Consider the following 17,378-nt stretch of genomic DNA (forward strand, 5'->3'; position numbering starts at 1 on the left):
CCTCCCAATGCCGCTGTGAATGTCCGATTCCAACCTAGCGGTTCGGCAACGAAAAGACAGCCCCTGTTCGGATTTGGAATAGCGCTTCAGGGAAGCGCGGCCCGGTTGCCGCGCTGTCCTGTGCGGCGCGGCCCGTCAGGCGTGCGCCCAGTCCCAGTAGAGCTGGCGCGCCTTGCGGGCGAAGGGCCCGTATTCCAGCTTGCGATCGTCGAAGCCCAGAACCGGCATCACCTTGGTGATGTTGCCGCTGGAGAAGATCTCGTCGGCCTTGCGGAAGTCGTCAACGCTCAGCGTCTTTTCATGGACCGTGACGCCGGCATCGCGCAGCAGGCGGATGACGCGCTGGCGGGTGATGCCGTCGAGGAAAGTTCCGTTCGGAACCGGGGTGAACACCTCGCCGCCGCGGGCCATGAACACGTTGGAGGTGGCAAGCTCCGCCACATTGCCCAGCGTGTCGCACACCAGCGCATTGCCGAAGCCGGCGGCGCGGGCCTGCGCCAGCATGCGGGCGTTGTTGGGATAGAGGCAGGCCGCCTTGGCGTTCACCGGCATGGTTTCCATCGTCGGGCGGCGGAAGGTGGTGGTTGTGATGGTGAAGCCGCCGGGCTCGACCATCGGCCGCTCTTCCAGACAGAGCGCGAAGGTGGTGGAAGCGGGGTCGAGCGCCACCACGCTTGCGTCGCCCTCTTCGGCCCAATACATCGGGCGGATGTAGATGGCGGCATCGGCGGCAAAATGCTTCAGCCCCTCATGCACCAGCTCCATGATCCGTTCGGCGCTGAGCGTCGGCTGGAGGCCGAGCGCCCGGGCGGAGGTGTTGACCCGTTCGGAGTGCAGGTCGAGGTCGGGCATGACGCCTTCGAAGCGGCGCGCGCCATCGAACACCAGCGAGCCCAGCCATGTCGCGTGCGAGCCGGCACCGAGAATGCGCACATCCCCTTCGTGCCATTTATTATTGTACCACGTCCATTGGTTGGAAACCTGCGCCATCGGAAACCCCGGTTCTTAGAAAATTTTGCGAAATCTATCCGCAGCCGGCCGGCTGCGTCCAATGCAAATGTCGCTTTTTCGACAGACATATGCGGGCAACCGGATCGTCAGGAGGGCTGTCGGCATCATCATGCGGCTTCTGCGCCGCCCTGACCGATCAGCTGGCCGGCGACCGTGGTGATGGTGGCCGCCAGCTGTTCCATCAGGTCGGTGGCGCCGCTGGTCTTGCGCCAGAACAGGCCGATGTCGCGCCGGAAGTCGCCCGATTCCAGAGGCAGCAGCGCCATGTCCTTCGACGTGGCATGGCCGGTGCAGGCAAGCTGCGGCAGCAGCGTCACGCCCATGCCGGCGATCACCATCTGGCGCAGGGTTTCGAGGCTGGTGCCGCGGAAATCGTCATATTCGCGCGCGCCGTAGCGGCGGCACAGGCTCAGCGCCTGGTCGCGCAGGCAATGGCCCTCTTCCAGCAGCATCAGGTTCTGGCTGGCAAGTGCATCGACGGGCGCGGGGCTGCGCCCTGCAAGGGCATGGGAGGCCGGAACGGCCAGCCTGAACGGTTCGCTGAACAGCTTGCGCCCGGTCACATGCGCATCCTCGACCGGCATCGCCAGCAGCACCGCGTCGATCTGGCCGTCGATCAGGCGGCGCAGCAGAATGCTGCTCTTTTCCTCGGTCAGCAGGATTTCGGTGGCGGGAAAGGCGCGCATGAAGCGCGGCACCACATGCGGCAGAAGATAAGGCCCGAGTGTGGGAAATACGCCCAGATGCAGGCGCCGCGTGGCGCCCGCGGAATGGCGCGCCGCCTCGTCGCGCAACTGCGCCACCTCGTCGAGCACGGTGCGGGCGCGGCGCACGGCGGCTTCGCCGGCCTGCGTGAGGATCAGCCGGCGTGGCGCGCGCTCGAACAGCGCCACGCCCAGTTCCTGCTCCAGCTTGCGGATTTGCGCCGACAGCGTCGGCTGGCTGACGCCGCAGGCTGCGGCGGCGCGGTGGAAGTTGCGCTGGTCGGCCAGCGCAACGAGATATTCCAGCTCGCGCAGGTTCATCGCATGTCGGACCCCGAGTCGTAAGCCCTCAGGCAGCCTGTTCTTCGGCCGGCAGGCGGATCAGGTAGTCGAAGGCGGCGAGCGATGCCCGCGCCCCCTCGCCCATGGCGATGACGATCTGCTTGTAGGGCGCGGTCGTGCAGTCGCCGGCAGCGAACACGCCGGGGATCGAGGTCTGGCCGTGCCTGTCGACGACGATCTCGCCGCGCGCGTCGAGCGCGAGCGTGCCCTTCAGCCATTCGGTGTTGGGCACGAGGCCGATCTGCACGAACACGCCTTCCAGCGCGATGTCGCGGATTTCGCCACTGGTGCGGTCCTCGTAGGCAATGGCGGTGACGCGCTTGCCGTCGCCCTTCACTTCCGTCGTGCGGGCGGAGGTGATGATGGTGACGTTGGGCAGGCTTTTGAGCTTGCGCTGCAACACCTCGTCGGCGCGCAGCATCTTGTCGAACTCGACCAGCGTGACATGGCCGACCAGACCGGCAAGGTCGATCGCGGCCTCGACGCCGGAGTTGCCGCCGCCGATCACCGCCACGCGCTTGCCCTTGAACAGCGGACCGTCGCAATGCGGGCAGAAAGCCACGCCCTTGTTGACGTAATCCTGCTCGCCCGGAACCCCCATGCGCCGCCAGCGCGCGCCGGTGGACAGCACCACCGAAGCGCCGGTCAGCGAAGCGCCCGAGGCCAGCGTGACCCTGAAGCCGTCCGCCACCTGCTCCAGCTTGGTCGCCTGCTGGCCGTTGATGATCTCGGCATCATATTCGCGCACATGGGTTTCCAGCGCGCGGGCAAGCTTCGGCCCTTCGGTGTGGGGCACGGAAATGAGGTTCTCGATCGACATGGTGTCCAGCACCTGCCCGCCGAAGCGCTCGGCCACCACGCCGGTGCGGATGCCCTTGCGCGCGGCATAGACGGCTGCCGCCGCACCCGCCGGGCCGCCGCCGACGATCAGGACCTCGAAGGGTTCCTGCGCGTTGATGGTCTCGACGGCGCGGTCGGCCGCCCCGGTGTCGATCTTCGCCAGGATCTCCTCGGCGCCCATGCGGCCCGCGCCGAAGGTCTCGCCATTGAGGAACACGGTCGGAACCGACATCACCTGCCGCTCGGACACTTCCGACTGGAACAGCGCGCCATCGATGGCGACATGCTCGATGCCCGGATTGAGAACGGCCATGAGGTTGAGCGCCTGCACCACGTCGGGGCAGTTCTGGCACGACAGCGAGAAATAGGTCTCGAAGCGGAAATTGCCCTTCAGCGCGCGGATCTGGTCGATCAGCGCCTGCTCGACCTTGGGCGGATAGCCGCCGACCTGCAACAGCGCCAGCACCAGCGAGGTGAATTCATGGCCGAGCGGAATGCCGGCGAAGGTGAGGTGAATGTCTTCGCCCGGCGTGGTGAGTGCGAAGGAGGGCACGCGCTGGCCGGCCACGTCGCCGCGCCGCACGGTGATCCTGTCCGACTGCTCGCGGATCTGTTCCAGAAGCTGCAGCAGGTCGCGCGACTTCGCATCCTCACCCGCATAGGCGACGATTTCGACCGGGCGCACCAGACGTTCGAGATAGCCCTTGAGCTGGGTTTTCAGGTTTGCGTCGAGCATGGCTGCACTCCTTGGAACTTGGGAGGAATTTGGGGCCGGGGTAGCGGGCCGGCCTTCCCTGTATGATCGCCGGGCCGCTTCATGAGACGGGCAGCCCGGCTTTTCATCATCGCGAAGCGGTCAGATCTTGCCGACGAGGTCGAGCGAAGGAGCGAGAGTCGCCTCGCCTTCCTGCCACTTGGCGGGGCAGACCTCGCCCGGATGGGCGCGCACATACTGGGCGGCCTTGATCTTGCGCACGAGGTCGGACGCATCGCGGCCAATGCCCTCGGCGGTGATTTCCATGGCCTGGATCACGCCATCGGGATCGACGATGAAGGTGGCGCGGTCGGCGAGGCCCTGGCCTTCACGCATCACGCCGAAATTGTTGGTCACGACGCCGCTCGGGTCGCCGATCATGGTGTAGTTGATCTTGCCGATGGTGTCGGAAGAATCGTGCCATGCCTTGTGCGTGAAGTGGGTGTCGGTCGACACCGAGTAGACCTCGACGCCCATCTTCTGCAGCTCGTCATAGTGGTCGGCCACGTCGCCAAGCTCGGTCGGGCACACGAAGGTGAAATCGGCGGGGTAGAAGAAGAAGACCGCCCACTTGCCCAGCACATCCTCTTCGCTGACGGAAATGAACTTACCCTGACGGTAGGCCTGCGCCATGAAGGGTTTGATCTTCGAATTGATGATAGCCACTGTGCACTCCTTTGGAACGGTTCGGAACCGGTATAGATGTTGCACCGCAGCACGTAAAATCGATTGATCCCGCAAGATTGATAGATTTCGTCTATCGGAAAGGGGAAAGCCGCCGCAATCCATTGAAAAGCCATGGAATCGGTCGGATTTTGCACGAATTTCAGAGGCTTGCGATTTTGCATAGCTGCCATGCCGCGACATTCTGGCTCGTGTTTTCAACAGAATGGCAGGCCCCGGCGTGGGTTTGCAGGTCGGACATGACACGAGCCCGCAAGAATCGGAATTCTCGCAGTTGCGAGATTGTCTGCCGGAAAATTTCTTTCCTTCTTCGCTGCCCCCGGCGGCTTGACCTTTGCGGGCCGGTAGGGTCAGTTGCCGCGCAAGCCCATCACCCCAAAGCCTGATGGCGCGACAGGCGAACGCACGGGTTCGCGCCGCGCCATGGCCGTCAACGCGGAGGAGTTCCGGCCATGATGAAGACTGTTTCCACCTCGAAGTCGCACGGCGGCGTTCAGGGGGTCTATTCGCACGCTTCCGAGGTGTGCGCCTGCGACATGACCTTTGCCGTGTTCGTGCCGCCGCAGGCCGCAAAGGGGCCGGTTCCGGTCCTGTGGTATCTGTCGGGGCTGACCTGCACCCATGCCAATGTGATGGACAAGGGCGAGTACCGCCGGCTTGCCGCGGAGCTTGGGCTGATCGTGGTGTGCCCCGACACCAGCCCGCGCGGCGAGAGCGTTCCGGACGAAAAGGACAACTGGCAGTTCGGCTCGGGCGCCGGCTTCTATCTGGACGCCACCGAAGCGCCCTACGCGAAGAACTACCGCATGTATTCCTATATCACGGAAGAGCTGCCGGCGCTGATCGCCGCCAATTTCCCCGCAGACATGGAAAGGCAGGGCATTTTCGGCCATTCGATGGGCGGGCATGGCGCGATCACCATCGCGCTGAAAAATCCCGGCCGCTATCGCAGTTGCACCGCTTTCGCCCCGATCGCGCAGCCCTCGACGGCGGGCTGGTCACGGCCGGCGCTGGAGAAGTATCTTGGCGCCGACGAGGCCGCATGGCGCACTTACGACGCCACGCTGCTGATCGCCGACGGCCGCCGGTTCCCCGAATTGCTGGTCGATCAGGGCACGGCCGACTCCTTCCTTGAGGAAGGCCTGCGCCCGCAGCTTCTGGAAAAGGCCTGCCGGGATGCCGGAATGGAGCTGACGCTGCGCATGCAGGACGGCTACGACCATTCCTACAATTTCATCTCCACCTTCATGGACGATCATCTGCGCTGGCACGCCGACCGGCTTCGCTGAGTTTCAGCCCCGGAGACAGGACCCGGAGACAGGCAAGTCGCCCGCAACCGGAAGCAGTGGCGGGCAACATGTGCGACGCAACAGCTGAAGCGGTTGCGCCGGCGCTCAGGGGAGCGCGATCCGTTGCGTTCATCTGTATGGATGCGTCACGGATCAGGCCCGCGCAGTTCAGGCCCGCAGGGCAGCAGTGCTCCACATGGAGAGCGGGGCGGTGAACGTTTTGGCTTTCGGCTGCTGCCGCTGGGGCTCGCACAGCGAACTGTAGAGCGATTCCAGAACCCCGCGCGCCGGGCTGCTTTCGACGCGATACCAGATCATCTGGCCATCGCGGCGGCCGCTGATCAGCCCGCAGCGGCGCAGCGTGGCAAGGTTCTGCGAGACGGTCGAATCGCGCACGCCGAGCAACTCCACCAGCTGGCCGACGGATTTTTCGCCCTCCATCAGCATGCACAGGATCATCAGGCGATGCCGGTTGGCGAGCACCTTCAGCAACTCGCTGGCATAGTCTGCCGCCGCCTGCATGGAATCGAGATCAATCTTCATGGTCCGGTCCTGCGCGAAAGCGTTCCGTCGAGGTAACATGCAACCATCCTTATATCTGAATGAATATAAGGATGGAAGCGACAAGGCCTATTGCAGGCCGTACATCTTTTCGCGGTCGAGCTTGTAGGACCATGGCAGGCCGGCATTCTTCCAGCCGTTCACGCTGCGGGTGCCGGCAGTGGGGCCTTCCTTGGCCATGTCGCCCTCGAAGCCTTCGACGATGCTGTAGACATTGGTGAAGCCGGCCTCGGCCAAAAGGTTGGCGGAAGCTGCGCTGCGGTCGCCGGAGCGGCACATGACGATGACCTTCGCGTTCTGGTCGAGCCCCTTCTTTTCCAGGCGCTCACGGACGGCGGGCACGAAATCAGGGTTCAGTTCCAGCTTGAAGCTGGACTTTTCCGCGTCCCAGACCGGGAAATCGGGCATCAGCATGTAAGGAACATTGGCGTCGGCATCGGTCGGCATGCCGATGAAATTCATCTCTGCGGGCGTGCGCACATCGATGAACAGCACCTTTGCCGGGTCCTGCCCGATCATCTCATGGGCTTCGGAAGGGGTGAGGTAGAGACCAAGCTTCGTGTGCTTGGACTTCGGAAGATCGGCCTCCGTCACGGCAAGCGCCTGCGTGGAGAAAAAGGCGAATATGGACAGAGCGAAGGCAAGCAGGCGCACGGAGGGTCTCCCTTGATAGATAGAATTATCTATATTCATACATATATAACGCTTCTTGCCAAGGAAGATTTGCGCGCAGGCCGCGAAAGCCGGGGAATGTGCCGGGCCCGATGAGGCTGCGCCCCGGATCGCCCCCCGGATCGCCCCCGGGTCGCCCACGCATTGCGAACGGGATCGTCATCGGATCGTCGCGATTGTGAAACGTGACCGTCACAGCCGCGCGCTAGGCGCAAGGGGCATCTTCCTGCAATTCGAGGACCCCTTCCATGCTCAAGAAGACCCTTCTGGCCACGGCCGCGCTTCTGGCTTTTCACCTGCCGGCCTCCGCCGCCGAAACCTTCCCCGCCAAACTTGCCGGCCATGCCTATCTGCCGGCGTTCACGCTCATTCCCCCGCCTGCCGATGCGCCCGAGGACGCGTGGATCTCGGGCAAGTTCACGGGCAGGACGCGCAACCATGACGTGATGTCGGTGCCGGGCGATGTCGGCCCCGCCTATGGCAGCCACCCGACCGGCATTTCGCTGCCCTTCATCGGCCAGCCCGTGCAGGGCCTGTCCGGTTTCGCCATGAACCGCGCCGAAGACGGCAGCATCTACACGCTGACCGACAACGGCTTCGGCACCAAGGCCAACAGCCCCGATGCGCTCCTGTTCTTCCACCGCGTGAAACCCGATTTCGAGACCGGCAAGGTGGAGCGCATCGAATCGGTGTTCCTGCGCGATCCCGACCGCAAGGTGCCGTTCCGCATCGCCTATGAAGGCACGGACAGCCGCTATCTCACCGGCGCGGATTTCGATCCGGAAAGCATTCAGGTCCTCGACGGCGAGGTCTGGATCGGCGACGAGTTCGGCCCCTATATCATCCATGCCACGGCCGACGGCCGGGTGCTGAACGTTCACCAGACCATGCTGGACGGCAAGGCGCTGACCGGTCCCGACACGCCCGGCACCGTGGTTCCTGCCCAGCCCGGCAAGGATTTTCAGGTGCAGCGCTCCGGCGGCTATGAGGGCATGGCGCTCCAGCCGAAGACCAATCTCTTGTGGGCCATGCTGGAAAAGCCGATCCTCGGTGAAGACGGCAAGCCGGAAGGCGATTTCCTGCGCGTTCTGACCTTCGATACGGGCAAGGGCGACACGGGCAAGAGCGGCTGGACCGGCGACAGCTACAAGTTCCGCCTCGCCGAGGGCGCTACGGCGATCGGTGATTTCAACTTCATCGACGACAGCCGCGCGTTGGTCATCGAGCGCGACAATGGCGAGGGCGATCCGAGCCTTGCCTGCGCCGAGGGTGCCGGGGACAAGTCCGCCTGCTATCCGGTTCCGGCAAAGGTGAAGAACATCGTGCTGGTCGACACCGCCCGCACCGATGCCGACGGCTTCATCCACCGCATCGGCCACATCGACCTGATGGACATTCAGGACCCGGACGGCAAGGCCATTCTGGAAACCGATGCCGCGCGCGACCTGAAGGGCAAGTTCACCTTCCCCTTCTTCACCATCGAGGATGTGATGCTCTACGACGACACCCACATTCTGGTCGCCAACGACAACAACCTGCCCTTCTCGGCAGGCCGCCGCATCGGTCAGGCCGCCAACAACGAGTTCATCCTGCTCGACGTTGCGGATTTCCTCGCGGCGAAATAGCTGAAACCGGGCGGCGGGGCTTTGTCCCGTCGCCCGCCTTCTTCCCGGCTTTGCCTATGCCGCAGCCTGATCCTGCATGATCGCCGCGATGCGGGCGGCGGTGCGGGCCACGCCTTCCTCGATGCGGCCGGCGGGGATCGAGGAATAGCCCATGCGGAAGAAGCGGCACGGGCCGTCCATGTCGGGGAAGAAGGGCGAGCCGGTTTCGATCAGCACGCCGTCCTGCCGCAACTCGTTCATCAGCCGGTCGGCGTCCAGCCCCTGCGGTCCCTCGACCCAGAAGGAGGTGCCGCCGAAATCGGAAGCGCCGGCGATCTTCAGCCGGTGCCGCTCCAGCGCCGCCGCCATCACCTCATGGCGCTTGCGGTATTCGAGCCGCATCCGGCGGATCACCGCATCATAATGGCCGAGCGCCAGGAAGTAGGACACCGTGCGCTGAAGATGACCGGGCGGATGGCGCAGCATCAGTGCGCGCAAAGCCCGCGCCTCGCGGATCACCGGCGCGGGCGCGGCCAGATAGCCGAGCCTCAGCCCCGGAAACAGCGACTTCGAGAAGGAGCCGACATAGAGCACGCGCCCGTTGCGGTCGAGCGACTTGAGCGCCGGCGACGGCGGTTTCAAAAAGCTCATCTCGAATTCGTAATCGTCTTCCACGATGATGAAGTCGCGCTTTTCCGCTTCGGCCAGAAGGTCGAGCCGGCGCTCCATCGGCATGGTGGCGGCGGTCGGCGAATGGTGGCTCGGCGTGACGAACACCACGTCCGGCTTTGCCGGCAAAAGATCCAGCCGCAGCCCGCCCTCGTCGACGTCGACAGCGGTGACGTCGGCGCCGCTCAGATGCAGCGCCGCACTCAGATCGGGATGGCAGGGATTTTCGCACACCGCCACCGATCCCGGCTTGAGCATGAGCTGGATGGTCAGCCACAGCGCATTCTGGGCGCCCACCGTCACCAGTATCTCGTCGGGGCTGGCCTTGATGCCGCGGTTCGGCAGCGAGCGGCTGCATATGTAGTTGACGAGCTGCACATCGTCGGCGGCGGCGAAATCGCCGGCCATCAGCTCGAAATCCTCGCGCGCCAGCGCGCGCCGCGCGCAATCGCGCCATGCCGAGAGGTCGAACAGCGTCGGGTCCATCTGGCCATAGAGGAAGGGGAAGGGAAAGCGGTGCCAGTCCAGCGGCTTGCGGATGGGCTTGGCGATCGAGAAGCTGGCCTTGATCTTGGCCGGCCAGTTCACGGAGCTTTCGGCGGCCGCGCTCTCGCCGGAACCGGGGCCTGCCTGCGGCGAGGTGTCGGCAACGAAATAGGCGCTGCGGCCCCTCGCCTCCAGATAGCCCTGCGAGGCCAGCTCCTGATAGGCCAGCGTCACCGTGATGCGCGATATGTTGAGGTAGTCGGCCAGCTTGCGCGTCGAGGGCAGGCGCGCGCCCGGCACCAGCCGGCCTGACAGCACGGCCGAAACCAGCGTCTCGCGGATCTGGTTCTGCAACCCGGACCGCGACTTGCGGTCGATGAAGAAAATCGTCTCGGATACGATCTGCTGGCTCAATGCTTGTCTCCCCCAATTGGACTCATTGAAGTTCCCATTTGGATATAAGGCAAGGGCCATTCCTCCCGTAGCATCACCTCATTCGCAAAAGTGAACACGGGAAGCGGCTGCGATCATTTCCGTCCCGGACGGATGGTTCCGGCAGCTTCCGCCAACAGCAATGACGGGCGTTCCGCGCCCGCACGATGACGCATGGGCTCAGGCAGGAAAAGCACTGCCCGGCCGGGAGGAACCGACATGACCACCCCGCAACTCACCGCAGCCGATCTCGCGGCGCTGTTCGATGCCTTCAACCGGCACGACATCGACGGGATCATGGCCTGGTTCGCGCCCGACTGCGTGTTCGACACCATCGGCGGCGCCGAGGCCTGGGGCACGCGCATCGAGGGCGCGCCGGCCATCGCGGCGGCGTTTTCGGGCGTATGGGCGGCGATGAAGGATGCGCGCTGGGACCATCACAGCCACTTCGTCCATGGCGACCGCGCCGTTTCGGAATGGACCTTCACCGGCACCAATGAAGACGGCAGCCGCGTCGAGGCCGAAGGCTGCGACCTGTTCACGCTGCGCGACGGCAGGATCGTGAGGAAGCAGGCCTTCCGCAAGCAGCGGCCGCTCATCGCCGCGTGAACGCAAGGGTCCGTACGGGCGCAGGATTTTCAGCCATGCAGCATCAGGCAATCGAAGGCGGGCAAGCCCGCAGGCCCTATGATCCCACCTACGATCCGGTGGTGGCGCCCGATCCCGGCCACGGCCGAGACTATGCGCCGACCTACTGGATCGGCACGGCGGGCGCGCCGCCGGCCGATGACGGGCCGGTGCGGGCCGACATGGACGTCGATGTCGTGGTGGTGGGCTCGGGCTATACGGGGCTTTCCTGCGCCATTCATCTGGCCCGCGAGCACGGCATAAAGGCAGCCGTTCTGGAAGCGAACGGGGTGGCGTGGGGCTGCTCCACCCGCAATGGCGGACAGGCGCAGATTTCGGCCGGCCGCCTCAAGCGCTCGCAGTGGATCGAGCGCTGGGGCGTGGATGTCGCGAAGAAGCTGCATCGGGAGATCGCCGAGGGCTTCGACCTGTTCCGCGCCCTGATTGCCGAGCCGGAGATCGACTGCCTGCCGCAGGATGGCGGCCATCTCTACATCGCCCATCGCGACAAGATGATGCCGGGGCTGGAGAAGGAATCGAGCCTGCTCAACGAGGTGTTCGGCTATCCCACCCGCATTCTCGGCCGCGACGAGGTCCACCGCGATTTCGTGCGCGACGCGGAAGCGCGGGGCGCGATGTACGAGCCGGACGGCATGGGCGTTCATGCCGGCAAGCTCGCCTTCGGCTACCTGAAGCTGGCGCGCAGGCTGGGCGCGAAGGTTCACACCGACAGCCCGGTCATCGGCTACAGCCGCCGAAACGGCTTTCATTATCTGGCAACGCCCGGCGGCACGGTGCGCGCCCGCGCGGTGGCCTTCGCCACCGCCGGCTACACCTCGCCCGGCCTCCACCCGCTGACGAAGCACCGGCTGATGCCCGTGCTGTCCAACTCCATCGTCACAAGGCCGCTCAGCGAGCAGGAAGTCGCCGCGCTGAATTTCCGCACGAAGATCCCGCTCACCGACACGCGCACGCTGCGCCACTATTACCGGCTGATGCCCGACAACCGCTTCCAGATCGGCTCGCGCAGCGCCATCACCGGGGCGGATGCGACGAATGCCAAGCACCTCGACCTGCTTTTGGTGGGCATGGCGCGGAAATTCCCGTCGCTGAAGGGAATCGAGGTCGACTATTCATGGTGGGGCTGGGTCGATGTCAGCCACGACATGATGCCGCGCATCGCGCAGCCCGATCCGGCGCAAAGCGTCTTCTACGCCATGGGCTATGGCGGCAACGGGGTGATGTATTCGGCGCAGGCCGGCCGCCGGCTGGCGCAGATGGTTGCCGGCAGGGGGGAAGGGCTCGACCTGCCGATCTTCACCTCGGCCCTGCCCCATCACGGGTTGCTGACGCCGTTCCGGCGCATGGGCCAGCGCGCCCTCTACCACTGGTATCACCTGCGCGACGAATTGCTGTGAGCGTTGCTTCAGCCAGCGGCGCCTTCCGCGCCCAACAATGACATGAAAGGGAACACGACAATGAAGATGACGACCGAAGAAGCCTTCGTGAAGGTTTTGCAGATGCATGGGATCGAACATGCGTTCGGCATCATCGGCTCCGCCATGATGCCGGTTTCGGACCTGTTTCCGAAGGCCGGCATCAGCTTCTGGGATTGCGCGCACGAGACCAATGCGGGCCTGATCGCGGACGGCTATGCGCGCGCCACGGGCAAGATGGCGATGGCGATCGCCCAGAACGGGCCGGGCGTCACCGGCTTCGTCACGGCGGTAAAGACCGCCTACTGGAACCACACGCCGATGGTTCTGGTCACGCCGCAGGCGGCCAACCGCACCATGGGTCAGGGCGGCTTTCAGGAAGTGCCGCAGATGGCGCTGTTCGAGGACATGGTGTGCTATCAGGAAGAGGTGCGTGATCCATCCCGCATTCCCGAAGTGCTCAACCGGGTGATCGAGAAGGCATGGCGCGGCTCCGCGCCCGCCCAGATCAACATTCCGCGCGATTACTGGACCCATGTCATCGACGTGGACCTGCCGCAGATCGTGCGGCTGGAACGGCCGGCGGGCGGCCGGGAGGCGATCGCCGAGGCGGCGAAGCTTCTGTCTGAGGCGAAATTCCCGGTCATCCTCAACGGGGCTGGCGTGGTCATCGGCGGGGCGATCGCGGATTCGGCGGCCCTTGCCGAGCGCCTCGACGCGCCGGTGTGCTGCGGCTACCAGCACAACGACGCCTTCCCGGGCGACCACCGCCTTGCCGTCGGCCCGCTTGGCTACAACGGCTCGAAGGCGGCGATGGAGCTGATCTCGAAGGCCGACGTGGTGCTGGCGCTCGGCACCCGCCTCAACCCGTTCTCGACCCTGCCCGGCTACGGCATCGACTACTGGCCCAAGGACGCGAAGATCATTCAGGTCGACATCAACCCCGACCGCATCGGCCTGACCAAGAAGATCAGCGTCGGCATCTGCGGCGATGCGAAACAGGTGGCGCGCCAGATCCTCGACCAGCTTTCCTCCACGGCCGGCGACGAGGGCCGCGAGGCGCGCAAGGCGGCCATCCACCAGACCCGCTCGGCATGGCTCCAGCTCCTGTCCTCCATGGACCATGAGGACGACGATCCGGGCACCAGCTGGAACGAGGAGGCGCGGCTTCGCGATGCGGGGCTGATGTCGCCGCGTCAGGCATGGCGGGCCATTCAGGCGGGCATGCCGGCAAATGCGATCATGTCCACCGACATCGGCAACAACTGCGCCATCGGCAATGCCTATCCCTCCTTCGGCGAGGGGCGCAAATATCTGGCGCCGGGCATGTTCGGCCCCTGCGGCTATGCCTTCCCGTCGATCATCGGCGCCAAGATCGGCTGCCCGGACGTGCCGGTGGTGGGCTTTGCCGGCGACGGCGCCTTCGGCATCTCCATGAACGAGATGACCTCGATCGGGCGCGACGAGTGGCCGGCGATCACCATGGTGGTGTTCCGCAACTACCAGTGGGGTGCTGAAAAGCGCAACACCACGCTGTGGTACGACAACAACTTCGTCGGCACCGAGCTGAACCGCAACTTCAGCTACGCCAAGGTGGCGGAGGCCTGCGGCTTCAAAGGCGTGATGGCCGATACGCCGCAGAAGGTGACGGAAGCCATACGCGCTGCCTGCGAGGCGCAGGCAAAAGGCGTCACCACCTTCATCGAGGTGGTGCTCAATCAGGAGCTGGGCGAGCCCTTCCGCCGCGACGCCATGAAGAAGCCTGTGCCGGTGGCCGGCATCGACAAGGCCGACATGCAGGCCCAGCAGCCCGTCTGAGGCAATGCGGCCAGCGCCTCCGCCCGCACGGGCGGAGGCCGGCCATGATCGGTGATGCGGATCGGGGAGGAGGCAGGAGCATGAGCATCGCGCCGGCGCAAGGACGCCTACGAAGCCTGCCTTCGGCGTTCGGCAGAGTGTGGCCCGGCGTGGCCGTGGTCGTGGCCGTCGCCATCGCCGCCCAGTTCCTGTCGGACCACTACGGCGCGCCGGCCATGCTGATGGCGCTGCTTCTCGGCATCGCCTTCCACTTCTTGTCGGAAGAGGGGCGCTGCGGACCGGGCATCGAGCTGTGCGCGCGCACCGTGCTGCGGCTCGGCGTGGCGCTGCTCGGCATGCGCATCAGCGTCGAGCTTCTGCTGGGGCTCGGAGCCGGCACCATCCTGCTTCTGGTGCTGGCGATCGCGGCGACGGTCGGCTTCGGGCTCGCCACGGCCCGGCTTCTCGGCCGCGGCTGGCGGCTGGCGCTGCTGACCAGCGGCGCGGTGGCGATCTGCGGCGCGTCCGCCGCCATGGCCATTGCCGCCGTGCTGCCGAAGAACGAGTTCTCCGAGCGCAACCTGATCTTCACCGTGCTGTCGGTGACGGTGCTGTCCACGGTCGCCATGATCTTCTATCCGATCCTGGCCCAGTCGCTCGGCCTCGACGCGCGCGCCACCGGCATCTTCTTCGGCGGCACCATCCACGATGTGGCGCAGGTGGTGGGCGCGGGCTTCTCCGTATCGCCGGAAGCCGGCGAGACGGCGACGCTGGTCAAGCTCATCCGCGTCACCATGCTGGCCCCGGTGGTGATCGTGTTCGCGCTTGCCACCCGCAATGTCGGGCAAGGGGTGGACATGGCCACGGGAGCCGCTGCCGGCAAGCCCGCCCGCCCGCCGCTGCTGCCCGGCTTCGTGCTGGCCTTTCTGGCGCTGGCGGCGCTCAACTCTTTCGGCTTCGTTCCCGAAGCCGTTTCCGGGCCCGCTTCCGATCTGTCGCGCTGGGCCCTGCTGGCCGGAATCGTCGCTGTGGGCATGAAGACCTCGCTCGGCCGCGTGCTTGAGGTGGGCGGCGACGCGGTGGTGCTGATCGTCGCCGAGACCCTGTTCATCGGCCTCTTCATCCTCACCGGCATCTATTATCTGGGACATGTGTGATGAAGCCGCTTGAACGCATCGTCGAGGCCGCGAAACGGGCGCGAAAGCGCATCGTGCTCTCCGAGGGCGAGGACCCGCGCATCGCCGCGGCCGCCGTTCGCGCCGTGAATGACGGCATCGCCGACATCGTGCTCGTCGGCGGACGGGCGCAGGTCGAGGCGCAGCTTGCCGCCTGCGGGGCCGACCCTGCCCGCTTCCGCATCGAGGACCCCGAAACCTCCGCGCTGACACAGCCCCTCGCCGCAGCCTGGCACGAATTGCGCAAAGACAAGGGCGTTGATGCGCAGGCGGCCCTGCAGGCGCTGCGCTCGCCGCTGCTCTTCGCCGCCATGATGGTGCGCGAGGGCGAGGCCGACGGCACGGTGGGCGGGGCCGTTGCCACCACGGCCGATACGGTGCGCGCCGCCTTGCAGGCCATCGGCCGCGCGCCGGGCGTCGCCATCGTCTCCTCCTTCTTCCTGATGATGCTGTGCCAGCCGCACCATCAGAAGAAGGGCGCCTTCGTGTTTGCCGATTGCGGGCTGGTCGTCGACCCGGACGCCGCAGCACTCGCCGACATCGCGCTTGCCTCCGCCCGCTCCTGCGCAGCGCTGACCGGCGAGACGGCGCGCGTCGCCATGCTGTCCTTCTCGACCGGCGGCAGTGCCGCGCATGAGCGGGTGTCGAAGGTGGTGGAGGCGACGCGGCTTGCCCGCGCTGCCGCACCCGATCTTCTCATCGACGGCGAATTGCAGTTCGACGCTGCCTTCGTGGAAGCGGTCAGCGCCGCCAAGGCCCCAAACTCCGCCCTGCACGGGCAGGCCAACGTCTTCGTGTTTCCCAATCTGGACGCCGCCAATATCGGCTACAAGATCGCCCAGCGCATCGGCGGGGCCGAAGCCATCGGTCCCGTTCTTCAGGGGCTGGCCAAACCCGCCAACGACCTCTCAAGGGGATGCAGCGCCGACGACGCCTACAACATGATCGCCGTCACCGGCGTGCAGGCTTCGCAGGCGGAAATGAGGACGTAGCGCTACCTCTGACAGACCCCCACCCTTACCCTCCCAACGAGGGCCACAAGGGGGGAGTGGACCGCCGGCCTCCCGCAATCCCCCTCTCCCATGTGGAGAGGGGTGCGGGTGCTTCAGGCGCAGACGTGAACGATCCGATCCCGGCGGGAAATGTGCTGACCGCTCAGGCGGCGGAAGACAGCCGCACCCATTCGGCGCAGCCATGCAGGGCGCTGGCGTCGTCGCTGAGCAGATGGATGGAAAACTGCTCCATCAGCTCGGCCATGCGGCCCTTGGCGGTGAAGGCGCGCAAAAATGCCGGCTCGCTTTCGAGCAGGGGGCCGAGCGCTCGCGTCACGCCGCCGGAAAGATAGATGCCGTCATAGGGCAGATAGGCCAGCGCCAGATCGCCGGCGACGCGGCCAAGCAGATGCATGAACATCTCCGCCGCTTCCCCGCAGAGCGCATCGCTGCGCTCCACGGCGCGGCTGGAAATCTCGGCACCATGGCTGAAGCGCGCCTCGGCGCCGTGGCGCGCGCACACCCAGTTGTAGATCGCCACCAGCCCGTTGCCGGAAAGGGCGCGCTCCACCGAGGCGCGGCCATTGATGCGCGACAGGGCCTGTTGCAGCGAGAACTCGTCTTCGCCGGCCAGCGCCAGCGTCATGTGCCCGCATTCGGCCGCCACCACATGCGGCGCGCCGCCGAAGCGCGACGGGCACCATGCGGCGGCGTTGAAGCCGGTGCCGGCCCCCATCACCAGACGCGGCGCGCCCTCGTTCGCGCCTGCCCCTTTCGTCAGGCCCCCGGTCAGGCCCCCGGTCAGGCAGGTCGTCTCCAGTCGTGCTGCCTGACCGAGTGAAAAGCCGAGCGCCTCGAAATCGTTGATGAAGCCCACACGCGCCGCGCCGCAGGTGGCGAGTACCTGGCTGCGGGAAATGGTCCAGTCGCGATTGGTCAGTGTCGCGCCTTCGGCTGTCGCCACCGAGGCCAGCGCGATGCACACCGTGTCCACCGCAGCAAGGCCGGTGCGCGCCAGATAGGCCGTCGCGACCGCATAGAAATCGGGAAAATCGTCGTTCCGGTAGATGGCCACGCTGTCGGCCAGAAGCAGGCCGTCGCGCACCAGTCCCATGCGCGTGTTGGTGCCGCCGACGTCACAGGCAAGTGCGTTCATGATGCGTCGGTTACCCTGTTTTTGTGAAAATGGACCGGATGAAGCTGATTTTGGCGGGAAGATAACTTCCGCGTATAAATTGTAAAGTTCAATTTGTATTTTTATATGCTAAGGCTCGCTCAGCTGGAATGTTCGTGGTGGCGCGGT

At 65.5% G+C, this 17,378-nt stretch carries 15 protein-coding genes; 7 read left to right on the forward strand and 8 right to left on the reverse strand.

Translation table 11 applies throughout. The features are described from left to right. Positions 1-135: 135 nt before the first annotated feature. From HNR59_RS16925 to ahpC, 4 genes are all read right to left on the reverse strand, one after another. Entirely contained in the window at positions 136-990 is an 855-nt protein-coding gene (locus HNR59_RS16925; protein ID WP_183832208.1) for a branched-chain amino acid aminotransferase, read from the reverse strand. Positions 991-1,118: 128 nt separating this feature from the next. Beyond that, positions 1,119-2,036, reverse strand: coding sequence for a LysR substrate-binding domain-containing protein (locus HNR59_RS16930; RefSeq protein ID WP_183832209.1), 918 nt, complete (start codon positions 2,034-2,036; stop codon positions 1,119-1,121). A gap of 28 nt (positions 2,037-2,064) precedes the next feature. Then, positions 2,065-3,633 carry an alkyl hydroperoxide reductase subunit F gene (ahpF, locus tag HNR59_RS16935; protein WP_183832210.1) on the reverse strand — a complete coding sequence of 523 codons (1,569 nt, stop codon included), beginning with the start codon at positions 3,631-3,633 and terminating at the stop codon, positions 2,065-2,067. 120 nt (positions 3,634-3,753) lie between these two features. Beyond that, a complete protein-coding gene (gene ahpC, locus HNR59_RS16940) occupies positions 3,754-4,317 on the reverse strand; it encodes an alkyl hydroperoxide reductase subunit C (protein WP_239801606.1) in 564 nt (187 codons plus the stop codon). Positions 4,318-4,790: 473 nt separating this feature from the next. On the opposite strand from ahpC, the gene fghA reads away from it, so the two are divergent. Beyond that, a complete protein-coding gene (gene fghA, locus HNR59_RS16945) occupies positions 4,791-5,624 on the forward strand; it encodes an S-formylglutathione hydrolase (RefSeq protein ID WP_183832259.1) in 834 nt (277 codons plus the stop codon). 168 nt (positions 5,625-5,792) lie between these two features. Here the strand turns inward: fghA and HNR59_RS16950 are convergent, their stop codons facing one another. After that, positions 5,793-6,167, reverse strand: a complete 375-nt coding sequence (locus tag HNR59_RS16950; RefSeq protein ID WP_183832211.1) for an ArsR/SmtB family transcription factor — start codon at positions 6,165-6,167, stop codon at positions 5,793-5,795. A gap of 87 nt (positions 6,168-6,254) precedes the next feature. Next, positions 6,255-6,839: a rhodanese-like domain-containing protein gene (locus HNR59_RS16955; protein WP_343060851.1), complete on the reverse strand. Its 585-nt coding sequence runs from the start codon at positions 6,837-6,839 to the stop codon at positions 6,255-6,257. Between the two features lie 266 nt (positions 6,840-7,105). Here HNR59_RS16955 and HNR59_RS16960 point away from each other — a divergent pair, with 266 nt between their 5' ends. Beyond that, positions 7,106-8,482: an esterase-like activity of phytase family protein gene (locus HNR59_RS16960; protein ID WP_183832213.1), complete on the forward strand. Its 1,377-nt coding sequence runs from the start codon at positions 7,106-7,108 to the stop codon at positions 8,480-8,482. A gap of 54 nt (positions 8,483-8,536) precedes the next feature. On the opposite strand, the gene pdxR is transcribed toward HNR59_RS16960, so the two are convergent. Beyond that, the gene (gene pdxR / locus HNR59_RS16965; RefSeq protein ID WP_183832214.1) at positions 8,537-10,030 is read right to left on the reverse strand and encodes a MocR-like pyridoxine biosynthesis transcription factor PdxR; all 1,494 of its coding nucleotides are present in this window, start codon (positions 10,028-10,030) and stop codon (positions 8,537-8,539) included. 237 nt (positions 10,031-10,267) lie between these two features. Here pdxR and HNR59_RS16970 point away from each other — a divergent pair, with 237 nt between their 5' ends. The 5 genes from HNR59_RS16970 (at position 10,268) to pta (ending at position 16,075) form a co-directional block, all read left to right on the forward strand. Next, entirely contained in the window at positions 10,268-10,657 is a 390-nt protein-coding gene (locus HNR59_RS16970) for a nuclear transport factor 2 family protein (protein WP_183832215.1), read from the forward strand. Between the two features lie 35 nt (positions 10,658-10,692). Then, positions 10,693-12,093, forward strand: coding sequence for an NAD(P)/FAD-dependent oxidoreductase (locus HNR59_RS16975; RefSeq protein WP_183832216.1), 1,401 nt, complete (start codon positions 10,693-10,695; stop codon positions 12,091-12,093). Positions 12,094-12,153: 60 nt separating this feature from the next. Continuing rightward, positions 12,154-13,929: a sulfoacetaldehyde acetyltransferase gene (gene xsc, locus HNR59_RS16980; protein ID WP_183832217.1), complete on the forward strand. Its 1,776-nt coding sequence runs from the start codon at positions 12,154-12,156 to the stop codon at positions 13,927-13,929. 80 nt (positions 13,930-14,009) lie between these two features. Then, positions 14,010-15,065, forward strand: coding sequence for a YeiH family protein (locus HNR59_RS16985; RefSeq protein WP_183832218.1), 1,056 nt, complete (start codon positions 14,010-14,012; stop codon positions 15,063-15,065). Continuing rightward, positions 15,065-16,075: a phosphate acetyltransferase gene (gene pta / locus HNR59_RS16990; protein ID WP_183832219.1), complete on the forward strand. Its 1,011-nt coding sequence runs from the start codon at positions 15,065-15,067 to the stop codon at positions 16,073-16,075. Before HNR59_RS16985 ends, pta begins: the two co-directional genes overlap by 1 nt. Positions 16,076-16,238: 163 nt before the next feature. Here pta and HNR59_RS16995 read toward each other — a convergent pair whose 3' ends face one another. Further along, positions 16,239-17,231 carry a glucokinase gene (locus HNR59_RS16995; protein WP_183832220.1) on the reverse strand — a complete coding sequence of 331 codons (993 nt, stop codon included), beginning with the start codon at positions 17,229-17,231 and terminating at the stop codon, positions 16,239-16,241. Positions 17,232-17,378: the final 147 nt, after the last annotated feature.

Origin of the sequence: Aquamicrobium lusatiense (genome assembly GCF_014201615.1) — a bacterium.
Classification (GTDB): domain Bacteria; phylum Pseudomonadota; class Alphaproteobacteria; order Rhizobiales; family Rhizobiaceae; genus Mesorhizobium; species Mesorhizobium lusatiense.

Excerpts from the sequence above, each read along its gene's own strand:
- fghA (WP_183832259.1), top strand. The coding sequence starts at position 4,791 with ATGAAGACTGTTTCCACCTCGAAGTCGCACGGCGGCGTTCAGGGGGTC.
- HNR59_RS16985 (WP_183832218.1), top strand. The coding sequence starts at position 14,010 with ATGAGCATCGCGCCGGCGCAAGGACGCCTACGAAGCCTGCCTTCGGCG.
- HNR59_RS16960 (WP_183832213.1), top strand. The coding sequence starts at position 7,106 with ATGCTCAAGAAGACCCTTCTGGCCACGGCCGCGCTTCTGGCTTTTCAC.
- HNR59_RS16995 (WP_183832220.1), bottom strand. The coding sequence starts at position 17,231 with ATGAACGCACTTGCCTGTGACGTCGGCGGCACCAACACGCGCATGGGA.
- ahpF (WP_183832210.1), bottom strand. The coding sequence starts at position 3,633 with ATGCTCGACGCAAACCTGAAAACCCAGCTCAAGGGCTATCTCGAACGT.
- xsc (WP_183832217.1), top strand. The coding sequence starts at position 12,154 with ATGAAGATGACGACCGAAGAAGCCTTCGTGAAGGTTTTGCAGATGCAT.
- pta (WP_183832219.1), top strand. The coding sequence starts at position 15,065 with ATGAAGCCGCTTGAACGCATCGTCGAGGCCGCGAAACGGGCGCGAAAG.
- HNR59_RS16950 (WP_183832211.1), bottom strand. The coding sequence starts at position 6,167 with ATGAAGATTGATCTCGATTCCATGCAGGCGGCGGCAGACTATGCCAGC.
- HNR59_RS16925 (WP_183832208.1), bottom strand. The coding sequence starts at position 990 with ATGGCGCAGGTTTCCAACCAATGGACGTGGTACAATAATAAATGGCAC.
- HNR59_RS16975 (WP_183832216.1), top strand. The coding sequence starts at position 10,693 with ATGCAGCATCAGGCAATCGAAGGCGGGCAAGCCCGCAGGCCCTATGAT.
- HNR59_RS16930 (WP_183832209.1), bottom strand. The coding sequence starts at position 2,036 with ATGAACCTGCGCGAGCTGGAATATCTCGTTGCGCTGGCCGACCAGCGC.
- HNR59_RS16970 (WP_183832215.1), top strand. The coding sequence starts at position 10,268 with ATGACCACCCCGCAACTCACCGCAGCCGATCTCGCGGCGCTGTTCGAT.